At 72.8% G+C, this 12,722-nt stretch carries 17 protein-coding genes and 1 pseudogene; 13 read left to right on the top strand and 5 right to left on the bottom strand.

Annotation, left to right across the window (positions count from 1 at the left end; genetic code table 11):
- The 7 genes from ribD to Q7T52_RS02110 form a co-directional block, all read left to right on the top strand.
- A partial coding sequence (gene ribD / locus Q7T52_RS02140; RefSeq protein WP_304799078.1) for a bifunctional diaminohydroxyphosphoribosylaminopyrimidine deaminase/5-amino-6-(5-phosphoribosylamino)uracil reductase RibD occupies positions 1–835 on the top strand: 835 nt, incomplete at its 5' end.
- On the top strand, positions 835–1,491 hold the full coding sequence (locus tag Q7T52_RS02135; RefSeq protein WP_304799077.1) for a riboflavin synthase: 657 nt from the start codon (positions 835–837) through the stop codon (positions 1,489–1,491). The genes ribD and Q7T52_RS02135, both read left to right, overlap by 1 nt.
- Complete coding sequence (locus Q7T52_RS02130; RefSeq protein WP_304799075.1) at positions 1,488–2,774, top strand: bifunctional 3,4-dihydroxy-2-butanone-4-phosphate synthase/GTP cyclohydrolase II; 1,287 nt, start codon at positions 1,488–1,490, stop codon at positions 2,772–2,774. The genes Q7T52_RS02135 and Q7T52_RS02130 overlap by 4 nt, the downstream gene beginning before the upstream one ends.
- Positions 2,771–3,259, top strand: coding sequence for a 6,7-dimethyl-8-ribityllumazine synthase (ribH, locus tag Q7T52_RS02125; RefSeq protein ID WP_304799074.1), 489 nt, complete (start codon positions 2,771–2,773; stop codon positions 3,257–3,259). The genes Q7T52_RS02130 and ribH overlap by 4 nt, the downstream gene beginning before the upstream one ends.
- 205 nt (positions 3,260–3,464) lie before the next feature.
- Positions 3,465–3,728 carry a phosphoribosyl-ATP diphosphatase gene (locus tag Q7T52_RS02120; RefSeq protein ID WP_304799073.1) on the top strand — a complete coding sequence of 88 codons (264 nt, stop codon included), beginning with the start codon at positions 3,465–3,467 and terminating at the stop codon, positions 3,726–3,728.
- A gap of 13 nt (positions 3,729–3,741) precedes the next feature.
- A complete protein-coding gene (hisG, locus tag Q7T52_RS02115; RefSeq protein WP_304799072.1) occupies positions 3,742–4,590 on the top strand; it encodes an ATP phosphoribosyltransferase in 849 nt (282 codons plus the stop codon).
- Positions 4,574–5,053, top strand: coding sequence for a PH domain-containing protein (locus tag Q7T52_RS02110; RefSeq protein ID WP_304799071.1), 480 nt, complete (start codon positions 4,574–4,576; stop codon positions 5,051–5,053). The genes hisG and Q7T52_RS02110 overlap by 17 nt, the downstream gene beginning before the upstream one ends.
- On the opposite strand, the gene Q7T52_RS02105 is transcribed toward Q7T52_RS02110, so the two are convergent.
- From Q7T52_RS02105 to Q7T52_RS02090, 5 genes and pseudogenes are all read right to left on the bottom strand, one after another.
- On the bottom strand, positions 5,012–5,944 hold the full coding sequence (locus tag Q7T52_RS02105) for an aldose 1-epimerase family protein (protein WP_304799070.1): 933 nt from the start codon (positions 5,942–5,944) through the stop codon (positions 5,012–5,014). The two genes, Q7T52_RS02110 and Q7T52_RS02105, sit on opposite strands and share 42 nt — an antisense overlap.
- A gap of 12 nt (positions 5,945–5,956) precedes the next feature.
- Entirely contained in the window at positions 5,957–7,297 is a 1,341-nt protein-coding gene (locus Q7T52_RS02100; RefSeq protein WP_304799069.1) for a C39 family peptidase, read from the bottom strand.
- A 61-nt stretch (positions 7,298–7,358) separates the two neighbouring features.
- On the bottom strand, positions 7,359–7,763 hold the full coding sequence (locus Q7T52_RS02095; protein ID WP_304799067.1) for a 4-amino-4-deoxy-L-arabinose transferase: 405 nt from the start codon (positions 7,761–7,763) through the stop codon (positions 7,359–7,361).
- A 6-nt stretch (positions 7,764–7,769) separates the two neighbouring features.
- Positions 7,770–7,847: pseudogene (locus Q7T52_RS20570) on the bottom strand (AAA family ATPase); the annotation flags it as partial.
- An 80-nt stretch (positions 7,848–7,927) separates the two neighbouring features.
- On the bottom strand, positions 7,928–8,410 hold the full coding sequence (locus tag Q7T52_RS02090) for a hypothetical protein (protein ID WP_304799066.1): 483 nt from the start codon (positions 8,408–8,410) through the stop codon (positions 7,928–7,930).
- A gap of 111 nt (positions 8,411–8,521) precedes the next feature.
- Between Q7T52_RS02090 and Q7T52_RS02085 the strand changes: the two genes are divergently transcribed.
- From Q7T52_RS02085 to Q7T52_RS02060, 6 genes are all read left to right on the top strand, one after another.
- On the top strand, positions 8,522–9,037 hold the full coding sequence (locus Q7T52_RS02085; protein WP_304799065.1) for an SseB family protein: 516 nt from the start codon (positions 8,522–8,524) through the stop codon (positions 9,035–9,037).
- 320 nt (positions 9,038–9,357) lie between these two features.
- The gene (gene infC / locus Q7T52_RS02080; protein ID WP_304799081.1) at positions 9,358–10,059 is read left to right on the top strand and encodes a translation initiation factor IF-3; all 702 of its coding nucleotides are present in this window, start codon (positions 9,358–9,360) and stop codon (positions 10,057–10,059) included.
- Between the two features lie 77 nt (positions 10,060–10,136).
- The gene (locus tag Q7T52_RS02075; RefSeq protein WP_304799064.1) at positions 10,137–10,349 is read left to right on the top strand and encodes a 50S ribosomal protein L35; all 213 of its coding nucleotides are present in this window, start codon (positions 10,137–10,139) and stop codon (positions 10,347–10,349) included.
- A 52-nt stretch (positions 10,350–10,401) separates the two neighbouring features.
- Complete coding sequence (gene rplT, locus Q7T52_RS02070; RefSeq protein ID WP_304799063.1) at positions 10,402–10,800, top strand: 50S ribosomal protein L20; 399 nt, start codon at positions 10,402–10,404, stop codon at positions 10,798–10,800.
- Positions 10,801–10,847: 47 nt separating this feature from the next.
- On the top strand, positions 10,848–11,576 hold the full coding sequence (locus Q7T52_RS02065) for an RNA methyltransferase (protein ID WP_304799062.1): 729 nt from the start codon (positions 10,848–10,850) through the stop codon (positions 11,574–11,576).
- 75 nt (positions 11,577–11,651) lie between these two features.
- Entirely contained in the window at positions 11,652–12,713 is a 1,062-nt protein-coding gene (locus Q7T52_RS02060) for an ATP-binding protein (protein WP_304799061.1), read from the top strand.
- Positions 12,714–12,722 lie beyond the last annotated feature (9 nt).

The following is a 12,722-nucleotide window of genomic DNA, read 5'->3' as shown; positions in this document are numbered from 1 at the left end:
CGTCGTCACGCTCGAGCCGTGCAACCACACCGGGCGCACCGGCCCGTGCTCGCAGGCCCTCGTCGCGGCCGGCGTACGCCGGGTGGTCGTCGCCCAGCGCGACCCCAACCCGGTCGCCGCCGGTGGCACCGAGACGCTCCGCGCGGCGGGCATCGAGGTCGAGGACGGGCTGCTGGTCGACCAGGCGCGGGCGCTCAACCGGGTCTGGACGGTCGCCGTCAAGCACGGCCGGCCCTTCGTCACCTGGAAGTTCGCCACCACGCTCGACGGCCGCAGCGCCGCCGCCGACGGCACCTCGCGCTGGGTCTCGTCGACCGCCGCCCGCCGCGACACCCACCGGTTGCGGGCGCTGTGCGACGTGATGCTCGTCGGCAGCGGCACGATCGCCGTCGACGACCCGCTGCTCACGGTCCGCGACGCCGACGACGCACCGCTCGCCGTCCAGCCGCTGCGCGTCGTGATGGGGGAGCGCGACCTCCCGGCCGACCGTCGCGTCTTCAACGCAGATGCCGAGACGCTCCACGTCCGCACCCGCGACCCGCACGAGGCGCTCGCCGCGCTCTTCGCCCGCGACCGCCAGCACGTCTTCCTCGAGGGCGGCCCGACGCTGGCCGCGGCGTTCCTCGGGGCCGGGCTCGTCGACGAGATCGTCGTCTACGTCGCCCCGATGCTCCTCGGCGCGGGCCTGTCGGCCGTGGCCGACCTCGGAATCACCACCATCGCCGACGCGTTGCGTCCCACGGTCACCGACGTGACCGTGCTGGACGTGCCCGCCGACGTCCCCGGCGAGGAGCCCAACGTCCGCTTCACGCTGCAACCCCACAAGGAGACCTGATGTTCACCGGAATCGTCGAGGAGCTCGGCACCGTCGAGGCCATCGAGCACCAGGGCGACGCGATCCGCCTCACCGTGCGCGCCGCGACCGTGCTCGAGGACGCCGGGCTCGGCGACTCGATCTCCGTCAACGGCTGCTGCCTGACCGTGGTCACCCACGACGGCGTCCTGTGGACCGCCGACGTCATGCAGGAGACGCTCGACAAGACGAGCCTCCACGGCGTGCAGCCCGGCGACCGGGTCAACCTCGAGCGGGCCGTGACGGCCGACAAGCGCCTCGGGGGCCACATCGTCCAGGGCCACGTCGACGCCGTCGGTCACGTCGTACGACGCCACCCGAGCGAGCACTGGGAGGTCGTCGAGGTCTCGATGCCGCCGTCGCTCGGCAGGTACCTCGTCGACAAGGGCTCCATCACCGTCGACGGTGTGAGCCTGACGGTCGTCGAGGCCGGGGCGGAGTCGTTCACCGTGAGCCTCATCCCCGAGACCCTCGCCCGCACCACCCTCGGCCTGCGCCAGCCCGGCGACCGGGTCAACCTCGAGGTCGACATCCTCGCCAAGCACGTCGAGAAGCTGCTCGCGGCCCACCTCGGCCCGAGCGCCGGCACGACCGGCACGACCGGCACGCACCGCAGCACCGAAGGAGCAACGTCATGAGCTATCCCAGCATCGCCGAGCAGCACGGCGGGGTCCGCCTCGACAGCGTCGAGCGCGCGATCGCCGACATCGCGGCCGGCAAGGCCGTCGTGGTCGTCGACGACGAGGGACGCGAGAACGAGGGCGACATCATCTTCGCCGCCAGCAAGGCGACGCCGGAGCTGATGGCGTTCACGATCCGCCACTCCAGCGGCGTGATCTGCGTGCCGATGCCGGGCTACATGCTCGACCGGCTCGAGATCCCGCTGATGACGCCGCACAACAAGGACAAGCTGCGCACGGCCTACACGATCTCGGTCGACGCCCGCGACGGCGTCTCCACCGGCATCAGTGCCGCCGACCGCGCCCACACCGCGCGCGTCCTCGCCGACAGCGCCACCGAGTCGTGGGAGCTGACCCGACCCGGCCACGTCTTCCCGCTGCGCTACACCGACGGCGGCGTGCTCGCCCGCCGCGGGCACACCGAGGCCGCCGTCGACCTCGCGACCCTGGCCGGGCTCACCCCGGCCGGCGTCCTCGTCGAGGTCGTCAACGACGACGGCACGATGAAGCGCGCCGGCGAGCTGCGCGCGTTCGCCGACGAGCACGACCTCGCGATGATCTCGATCGAGGACCTCGTCCGCTACCGCCGCCGCCACGAGAACCTCGTCGAGCGCGTCGCCGAGACCCGCCTCCCCACGCGCCACGGCGACTTCACCGCCTACGGCTACAAGATCACCGTCGACGGCTCCGAGCACATCGCGCTGGTCTACGGCGACGTCACCGGGCCCGAGCCGGTCCTGACCCGCGTCCACTCCGAGTGCCTGACCGGCGACGTGTTCGGCAGCGCCCGCTGCGACTGCGGCCCCCAGCTCGACGAGGCGCTGGAGCGGATCGTCGCCGAGGGGCGCGGCGTCGTCGTCTACCTCCGCGGCCACGAGGGACGCGGCATCGGCCTGGTCGCCAAGCTGCAGGCCTACCAGCTCCAGGACGGCGGCCGCGACACCGTCGACGCCAACCTCGACCTCGGCCTGCCCGCCGACGCCCGCCACTACGGCACCGCCACCCAGGTCCTCAAGGACCTCAAGGTCGAGAGCGTCCGGCTCCTCACCAACAACCCCGACAAGGTCGACAACCTCGAGCTCTACGGCGTGCCCGTGGCCGAGCGGGTGGCCCTGACCCCGCACCCCAACGACCACAACATCGCCTACCTGCTGACCAAGCGCGACCGGATGGGCCACGACCTGCCCGACCTCGTCGACCCCCAGACCGCTGCCCGCACCACCACGGAGGACCACGCATGAGCGGCCACGGAGCCCCCACCGCCGAGCCCGTCGACTGCCGCGACCTCCGGGTCGCCGTGGTCGCCGCGAGCTGGCACACCGTCGTCATGGACGGCCTCCTCGCGGGCGCCCACAAGGCGCTCGAGGCCTACCGCGTCGAGGCGCCGGTCGTCGTGCGCGTCCCCGGCACCTTCGAGCTCCCGGTCGTCGCGTCCGCGCTGGCCGCCCAGGGCTACGACGCCGTCGTCGCGCTCGGCGTCGTCATCCGCGGCGGCACGCCCCACTTCGACTACGTCTGCAACGCGGCCACCGACGGCCTCGGCCGGGTCGCCCTCGACCACACGACCGCCGTCGGGTTCGGCGTCCTCACGTGCGACACCGAGGAGCAGGCCCTCGACCGCGCCGGCCTCGAGGGCTCCAGCGAGGACAAGGGCTACGAGGCCACCTCCGCCGCCCTCGTCACCGCCCAGACCATCAAGCGCGTCAAGCGCGGCTACGACGCCTGACGGTGGGGTGGGAGTTTCGGCGCAGGAGGTGGAGATTCACCGCTGCAGCGGGGTTTCTCCTCCTTCTGTCATGAAGTTTCGTGCCAGAAGGAGGAGATCCACCGCCCCAGCGGTGAATCTCCACCTCCTCGCACGAAACTCCACCCCGGTCTCGCACCCACCGACCGGGCGAGGCGCGGAACCGATCGCGCCCTAGGCTGAGGTCGTGAAGACGTTCGACGGTCTGTGGGCCGAGCTGTCCGAGAAGGCGCGCACCCGCCCCGAGGGCTCGGGCACGGTCGCGGAGCTCGACGCCGGCGTCCATGCGATCGGCAAGAAGCTCGTCGAGGAGGCCGCCGAGTCCTGGATGGCGGCCGAGCACGAGGGCAAGGAGCGCGCCGCCGAGGAGATCAGCCAGCTGCTCTACCACGCGCAGGTGATGATGCTCGCCCTCGACCTCGAGCCCGCCGACGTCTACCAGCACCTCTGAGCGAGAGCACCCGATGACCCTCAAGATCGCGATCCCCAACAAGGGCTCGCTGAGCCAGGCGGCCAGCGAGATCCTGCGCGAGTCCGGCTACCGCCAGCGCGACGACGCCAAGCAGCTCACCCTCATCGACGCCGACAACGACGTCGAGTTCTTCTACCTCCGCCCGCGCGACATCGCGCTCTACGTTGGCGAGGGCACCCTCGACGTCGGCATCACCGGCCGCGACCTGCTGCGCGACTCCGGGGCTAAGGCCGACGAGGCCCTGACCCTCGGGTTCGGCCGCAGCACGTTCCGCTTCGCCGGCCCGGTCGGCAGGTTCACCGAGGTCGCCGACGTCGCCGGGACCCGGATCGCGACGTCCTACGTCGGCATCGTGCGGTCGTTCCTCGAGGAGCGCGGGCTCGAGGCGACCGTGACCCGCCTCGACGGCGCCGTCGAGACCAGCATCCAGCTCGGCGTCGCCGACGTGATCGCCGACGTCGTCGAGACCGGCGCCACGCTGCGGCAGGCCGGGCTCGAGACGTTCGGCGAGCCGCTGCTGCAGTCGGAGGCCGTGCTCATCACCCGCACCGGCGCCGACCACCCGGTCGGGTTCGAGGTCTTCCGCCGCCGCGTCGAGGGCGTCCTGGTGGCCCGCGGCTACGTGATGATGGACTACGACATCGCCGAGGAGCACCTCGACCGCGCGGTCACGCTGACCCCCGGTATCGAGAGCCCGACGATCGCCCCGCTCAGCCGCGAGGGCTGGGTCGCCGTCCGCGCGATGGTGCCCCGCGACGGCGCCCAGCGGCTGATGGACGAGCTGTGGGACCTCGGCGCCCGCGGCATCTTGCTCACCGACATCCATGCCTGCCGACTCTGACGCGTCCGGGGCCCCCGCGCTCCCCGCGCTGCCGCACACCTGGCGGCCCCTCGGTCCGCGGATCGCGGGCGGGGTGGCCGGTGGCGCGCTGCTCGCGGTCACCGGACTGCTCTGGATCGGCCTCGAGGAGGACGTCCGCGACTCGGTGACGCCGTTCCAGCGCGGCACCGTCGTGGCGATGTTCCTGCTCGGCTTCGCCTGCCTCTACGCCCTGGCCCGCTCGCGGGTCGTCGCGCGCGAGGAGGGCCTCCACGTGGTCAACGGCTACCGCCGCCACGACTACGCGTGGGCCGAGATCGTCGCCGTACGCCTCAACCCGGGTGCGCCGTGGGTCGTCCTCGACCTCTCCGACGGCACCACCGCCTCGGTGCTCGCGATCCAGAGCTCCGACGGCCTGCGCGCCAAGCAGGCGGTCCGCCAGTTACGCGCCCTCGTCGACCGCTCGGATGCCCCAGGAGACTGAGACCTCGTCGCCCGGCTCACCCGCGGGCGCCAGCGTCAGCAGGTCCTCGCCGCTGCGGAACGCGTCGGCGTTGGCCGTCATCGGCTCCACCGCCAGCGAGCGCCGCGCGGTCGCCGGGACGTCGTCCGCGGTGTAGACGAGCAACCACCGGTGGTGCTCGTCGACCCACAGCGACACCGCGCGCCCCGAGGCCGGGTCGCGCAGCGTCGCCGTGGCCACACCTCGACGGTCGCGCTCGAGGTCGGTGAAGCCGGTGTTGAGCTCGGTGTCGCGCAGCGGCCGCGCCACCCGGAAGTCGTACGACGTCCCGTCGACCGCCTCGCGCCCGACGGGGATCAGCACGTCGTCGACGACCGAGCGGGTCGCCGCCGGGAGCGTGAGCTCCCACGTGTCGACCGGCCCGGCGCCGACCGACAGGTAGGGGTGCGCACCGCTGGCGTAGGGCGCCGGCGTCGGCGACAGGTTCGTCGCGGTCTGCGTCACCGTGAGGCCGTCGGCCGAGAGGTCGTAGAGCACGTGCAGGTCGACCGCCCACGGGTAGCCGGTCTGCGCCATCAGCCGGTACTGCAGCGAGACCGACCCCTCGCCGTGCTCCTCGGGTGTCCAGGCCACCCAGCGCGCGAGCCCGTGCGACGCGTGGTGGCGCTTGGGCTCGGTCAGCGGCAGCTGGTAGTCCTTGCCGCCGAACGAGTACTGCCCGTCGCGCACGCGGTTGGGCCACGGCACCAGCAGCTGGCCCCGCCCACCCGGCGACATCTCGTCCTCGGCGAACCCGTCGAGCAGCGGTCGCCCGGCGTGGCTGAGGGAGCGCAGCGCGCCCCCGCTCTCGGTGACGACGGCGTCGTAGCCACCGGCCGAGATCCGGAACTGGTCACCACTGGGCGCGAGCATGGCCCAAGCCTGTCACCAGTTGGGCGTCACACCCGGCACGTTCCGCGGGAGGCGCTTCCCGGGCGCGGTGTAGAGGTAGACGACGCCGCCGGTCGAGCCCTGCCAGACCTTCTCGAAGTTCTCCCGCGTGTAGACGTGGCGCACCGCCGCGTCGCTGCTCGAGGCCGGGTCGTTGAGGATCGGGTCGCCCTCGGCGGTGAACCCGACGACGACCATCAGGTGGCCGTCGGTCGCGTAGCCGGCCTCGGGCATCTCCTCGAGGTCCCACGACAGCGACGTGATCACCGGGATCCCCGCCGCGACGAACCGCTCGACCTCGGCGAGCGAGCGGAGCCGGGTGACGAACGCGTCGAGCCCGTAGGTGTGGGCGTAGGCCGCGTTGAACGGCCAGTTGCCCGAGCCCTCGTAGGTGAAGTCCCAGGTGCGCATGGCGGCGTAGGGCACCTGCGGGTCGCCGTTCGGCGCCACGATGCCGGCCAGGTCGTCAGCGGTCGGCGCGTGCCGGCGGCCCCACCACCGCATCGCCATCGAGGTGGACGTGGGGGAGCACCAGACCTGCCCGCCCCCGCCGAACTCCGGGTACTCGCCCCGGTGGATGTTCTGCGAGTAGCGGGGCACGGCGAGCTCGACGGCCCGACCGCCGAGCGTGGACGCGCTCGTCGGCGGCGCCTCGTCCGGCACGAGCTCGCTGGTCATGGTCGTGAGCGCGTCGAGCGTGGGCCGCGAGCGGGTGCCCGCGGGCCGGAGCAGCCGCACCCGGGTCTGGAACGCCACCGGCTCGCGGCCGGTCCGGGCGCTGAACGTGTCGGTGTAGACGGTGCCGTCGGTGTCGCCCTGCCCGTCGAGCGAGGTGCGGTGGATGTCACCCCCCGTGCCGTCCTCGGGGGCGAAGTCCATCCCCGACGTCCAGCGACCCAGGACGAACCACTTCGTCCAGGTGCCGTCGCCGTGCCGGCCGCGGAAGAGCGTCTCGACCCAGGTCCCGGTCGGCGTGGTCGCGTTCCACGACGAGATGGCCTCGTCGTCGGCGTACCCGAGGTGTACGACGGGCGACGTCCAGGTCCCGGCCTCGTAGGCGCGGGCGGTGCCGTCGCCGTGGGGGTCGGCGTACGTCGTCGGCTCCAGACCGCGGCGGGCGAGCTCGAGCCGGCCGCCGCGGACCGTGAGCCCGTCGAGGCGACCGGCGCGGAAGTCGCGCGCGCTGTCCCAGCGGGTCAGGGTGACGTCGAAGCCGTCGGTCGACGCCGGCGGCGCGGGGTCGTGGTGGCCGCCGCCGTGGGCGGTCGCGGGGACGGCGACGAGGACCGGGGTGGTGAGGACGAGGGCGAGGGGGGCGAGCAGGGCGCGCAACATGGAGGTCGTCTCCCGAGATCGACGGTGGTCCTATGATCCTGGCCCGGGCACGGCGTCGCCGCTAGTGGAGGTTTCCCTCCCCGTCGAGAAGCACGTCGGCGCGGTCCCGGGTCCGGTCGCGCGCGAAGTGCGCCTGCTCGGAGGCCTGCCAGGCCAGCCACTGCTCCCGCAGGTCGTCGCCGTCACGCTCGAGCCCGCGCCGGAGGCGTACGTCGGCCGGCGCCTCGACCCACGCCAGCAGCGTGTGCAGGTCGGCGTGGGGGAGCGACCCGGAGCCGACACCCTCGACGACGAGCAGCCCGTCGACACCGGGGGGAGCGACCTCGACGGTCTCGGCGAACGCCCGGGCGTGCCAGTCGTAGCGCCGGTAGTGCCCTGGCCGGCCCGCAGCGAGCGGACGCAGCAGCGTGGAGAGCTGGTCGGCCACCGCGTGGAGGCCGGACCAGCCGTCGTAGAGGTCGTCCATGTGCACGACGGGCGCGCCGGTCGCGTCGGCGACCGCCCGGGCCAGGGTGGTCTTGCCCGACCCGCCCGGTCCGTCGACGCACAGCAGGCGCGCATCGCCCAGCGTGGGCGGTCGCTCGGCGACCAGGGTCAGGACCGTGTCGAGACCGGCGAGCCCGTCGAGGCTCAGGTGATGCCCCGGCTCTTGAGCAGCGCCTCGATGTCGGCGAGGTCGTCGTCGACCGGTGCGGGGCTGCGAGCCGGTGCCGGCCCCGAGGCGGGCCGCGACTCGGGGAGCTCGAGCTGCTCGTCACCGCGCTGCTTGGGCGGCTTGGGCGGCTTGGACCGGGCCGCCCGGGGCGGTGTGCCGCCGCCGCGGGCATCGACGACCCGGCCCGCGCCGAAGAGCACGACGCCGACGCCAGCGAGCACGATCCCGACCCACACGACCGGGCTGAACGCCAGCCGTGCCGCCCAGTCGCCGATGGCCTCGCCGATCTCGGCGAACATCCGCAGCGTCCGCGTCAGGTAGGCCGCGATCGGCAGGACCGTGATGCCGGCACCCTTGAGGCCGGCCCCGAGGCCCCGTCGCTGGTAGGCGAACCAGGTGTACACGCCGGCCACCAGGGTCAGGGCGAGGGCGAGCGCGCCATAGCTAGCGTCATCCATGGCCCCAGCCTCCCACGCGAGCGGTCGGGCGAACCCTGCTCGGGCCTGCTCTGAGCTGCTCGGGCCTGCTCGGATCTCCGGGGGTGACGGGGGCCGTGGGACGATCGAGCCATGCCCGACCGCCAGCTCCTCGCGCCGGCGTACCCCGACGACACCGGTGAGGCCGAGCCGGCCCTGACCACGGCCCTGGCGGCCCACGCCGCCGACCCGCGGTCGTTGCCGACCGCGCTCGCGGCGTTGCAGACCGCGCGGGTCCTCGTCCCGGTCGTCGCCGTCGCCGGGGAGGTCGAGCTCGACGAGCACGGCCTGGCCCACGACAAGACGAGCGACATGGCCGCGGTCCTTGTGCAGCGACCCGGCGGCCGGCGCGGCCTGCTCGCCTTCTCCGGCTCCGACACCATGGCCGCCTGGGACCCGGCGGCCCGCCCCGTACCCGTCTCCGCCCGTACGGCGGCGCTGGCCGCGATCCAGGACGGCGCCGAGGCGCTGCTCCTCGACCTGGCCGGCCCGGCCCCCCTGGTCGTCGAGGGCGACCACCTGCGCGCCCTGGCCGCCGGCTGGCGGCTGGTCCGGATCGGCAGCGACCTCGGGTGGGTCGACCCGGCCGCCCTCACCGCGCCCGACTGAGACCGGACCCGCTCCCGATTGGCCCTCCGGGGGAATCGTCACCTAGAGTTCAGCGTTGACCGACTTGAGTACCCACACCCGTGCGTGCTCAGGTCTTCAAGCGGAGGCCAGGCTCCATCGTCTCCCACCCGCATCGACCGCCCGCTCCACGTTCCACAGGTCGTCGGGTCCGGTCCAAGGCTCCGGCCTCGCGGTTCGTGCACACCATGTACGCAGCGCTTGGGTGAGGTGGTCCTGACTGGCTTCCGCTTGCGCACCACATGCGCACCAGCGGAAGCCCTCGTCGTTTTTCGGGCCGACGCGGGTGACCGACCTACCGTCTGACCACTGGAGGACACATCAGCACCGAGCTCCGTATCAACGACCGGATCCGCGTCGCGGAAGTCCGGCTCGTTGGCCCCAGCGGCGAGACCGTCGGCATCGTGCCCACGGCCGACGCCCTTCGCCTCGCCCAGGAAGCCGACCTCGACCTCGTCGAGATCGCGCCCATGGCCCGTCCGCCCGTGTGCAAGCTCATGGACTACGGGAAGTTCAAGTACGAGAACGCCCAGAAGGCCCGCGAGGCTCGCCGCAACCAGACGAACGTGATCATCAAGGAGATGAAGCTTCGTCCCAAGATCGACGCCCACGACTACGAGACCAAGAAGGGTCACGTCGTGCGGTTCCTCAAGGCCGGGGACAAGGTCAAGATCACGATCATGTTCCGCGGTCGTGAGCAGCACCGCCCCGAGCTCGGCTTCCGGCTGCTGCAGAAGTTGGCCGAGGACGTCACCGAGCTGGGCTTCGTCGAGTCGTCGCCCAAGCAGGACGGGCGCAACATGATCATGGTCCTGGGCCCGCACAAGAAGAAGGCCGAGGCCAAGGCCGACCACCTCGTGCAGAAGGCCGAGAAGGAAGCCGAGCGCGCCGCCCACGTGGCGGAGGAGCAGGCCGAGCGCGACGCCGCTCACGCCGCCGGCCCGGTGGCCCAGAAGAAGGAGCGCGGACGCTCCGAGAACCTCGATCCCGAGATCGAAGCCTGATCCCAGGTCGACCCCCGACCTACCGATGGTGCCGTCCCGACGGGGCTGCACGCCGTACCACCCGAGGAGAGAACAAGATGCCCAAGAACAAGTCGCACTCCGGCGCCAAGAAGCGCTTCAAGGTGACCGGCTCCGGCAAGATCATGCGGCTGCAGGCCGGCCGCAAGTCGGGCGCTGCGTTCGCCTCGGCGCCCACCACGGGCAGCCGCAAGAAGCACCGCCGCAACGCCGGGATGGTTGAGCTCGAGAAGGCCGACCTCAAGCGCGCCAAGAAGATGCTCGGCATCTAGGTCCTTCCCCACCAGCCACGTCCCGAGCAACTCGAACACGCAGGAGCAACTCATGGCACGCGTCAAGCGCGCAGTAAACGCCCACAAGAAGCGCAAGGTCACCCTCGAGCGCGCCGCCGGCTACCGCGGCCAGCGCTCGCGCCTCTACCGCAAGGCCAAGGAGCAGGTCACCCACTCCCTGGTCTACAGCTACAACGACCGCAAGAAGAACAAGGGCAACTTCCGTCGCCTCTGGATCCAGCGCATCAACGCCGCCTCTCGCGCGGAGGGCCTGACCTACAACCGCTTCATCCAGGGCCTCAACCTGGCCGGCGTCGAGGTCGACCGCAAGATCCTGGCCGACCTGGCCGTCCACGACGTCGCTGCGTTCAACTCGCTCGTCGCGACCGCCAAGGCCGCGCTCCCCGCGGACGTCAACGCGCCGCGCGAGACCTCCGAGGTCTCCGCCTGAACGTCCCGCTGACGGCGGGCAACGCCCGCCTCAAGGACATCCGCAAGTTGAGCCGCCGCTCGGAACGATCCGAGCGGCGGCTCTTCCTCGCCGACGGCCCCAAGGCCGTCGCCGGGGCCCTCGGCGTCCCCGGGTGCGTGGTCGAGGTGTTCGCCACGCCCGCCGGGGCATCGCTCGTGCCGGAGGGCGTCGAGGTGACGGTCGTCGACGAGCGGGCCCTGGCCTCGCTCAGCGACTCCGTGAGCCCGGCCGGGGTGGTCGCGCTCTGCCGCTTCGTCGACCGTCCGCTCGCCCACCTCCTCGACGCCGGCCCGCGGCTGGTGGCGATCTGCGCCGAGGTCCGTGACCCCGGCAACGCCGGCACCGTCGTCCGCACCGCCGACGCCGCGGGGGCCGACGCCGTCGTGCTGGCCGGCTCGTCGGTCGACCTCTACAACCCCAAGACCCTGCGCGCAGCCGTCGGCAGCGCCTTCCACCTGCCCGTCGCGGTCGAGCCCGACCCGGCGGCCGTCGTGCGCGCGGCGCAGCAGGCGGGGCTCACCGTCCTCGCCACCGCCGGTGACGGCGACGTGTCGCTGCACGACGCCGGCGACCTCCTCGCCGGCCCGACCGCCTGGCTCTTCGGCAACGAGGCCCGCGGTCTGCCGGACGACCTCGCAGCCCTGGCCGACCACCGCGTCCGGATCCCGATCCACGGACGCGCCGAGAGCCTCAACCTCGCCACCGCCGCCGCCCTCTGCCTCTACGAGTCCGCCCGCGCCCACCGCCGGTCCTAGCCCCGGCCTGCGGACGTCGCCGAGTCGGCGGACATGTGCGCCGACTCACCGGGTCCGGCTCCTAGGGTGGGGCGCGTGGCAGAGAGCGGACCCAGCGCGCAGGACCTCGCCGACGTGCTGCCCGACGGGGTCGTGGTGGCCGGGGTCGACGGGACGGTCCGCCTGATCTCGTCGCTCGCGGCCCGGATGCTCGGACGTGCGGGCGAGGACGACGTCGGTCGACCGCTGGCCGAGGTGCTCCGGCTCCAGGACCAGGACGCCCAGGACTGGACCTCCGTCAACACGCCCTACGCCGGCCTCCGCACGCGTACGGCGGTGCCCGAGCAGTCCTGGCTGCTCCCCGACGGCACCGAGGTCCTCGTCGCCGCCAAGCTCCACCGCGAGGAGCGGCTCGGCCCCGTGACGCGGGTCGCCATCACGATCCGCTCCGGCCGGGGCCGGGCCCAGCTCGACCGTGAACGCTCCGACCTCGTCGCGACCGTCGCGCACGAGCTCCGCTCACCGCTGACCGGCGTCAAGGGGTTCGTGCAGGCGCTGCTCAACCGCTGGGACAAGCTCAACGACGAGCAGAAGAAGCTGATGCTCACCACCGTCGCGGCCGACTCCGACCGGCTGAGCCGGCTGATCGCCGAGGTGCTCGACGTGGCGCGCATCGACACCGGCCGGCTGCAGCTCTACCCGCGGCCCTCCGAGGCCGGCGTGCTGGTCAGCCGGATCGTCGCCTCGGTCAGCGCCGGCACGTCCCGCGAGATCTCGCTCGTCGCCGACGACGACCTGCCGCAGGTGCACGTCGACCCCGACAAGTTCACCCAGGTCGCCACCAACCTGGTCGAGAACGCCGTGCGCCACGGCGACGGCCTGGTCACCGTGCGCGTCGAGCGCGAGGCCCACCCCGACGCCCCCGACGGCGTCCGGGTCACCGTCAGCGACGAGGGCGAGGGGATCCCGCCCGAGCTGCGCCGGCGGGTGTTCACCAAGTTCTGGACCGGCGGTACGACGGGAGGCTCGGGCCTCGGTCTCTACATCGTCAACGGGCTGGTCCGGGCCCACGGCGGGACGGTGTCGGTCGACAACGGGCCCGACGGGGGAGCGGTGCTGTCGTGCACCTGGCCCGGCGTGCCCGACGACATCTTCTGAGAGCCGGGC

The organism is Nocardioides sp. (assembly GCF_030655615.1).
Taxonomy (GTDB): domain Bacteria; phylum Actinomycetota; class Actinomycetes; order Propionibacteriales; family Nocardioidaceae; genus Nocardioides.
This window is presented reverse-complemented; position numbering and strand designations above follow the sequence as displayed.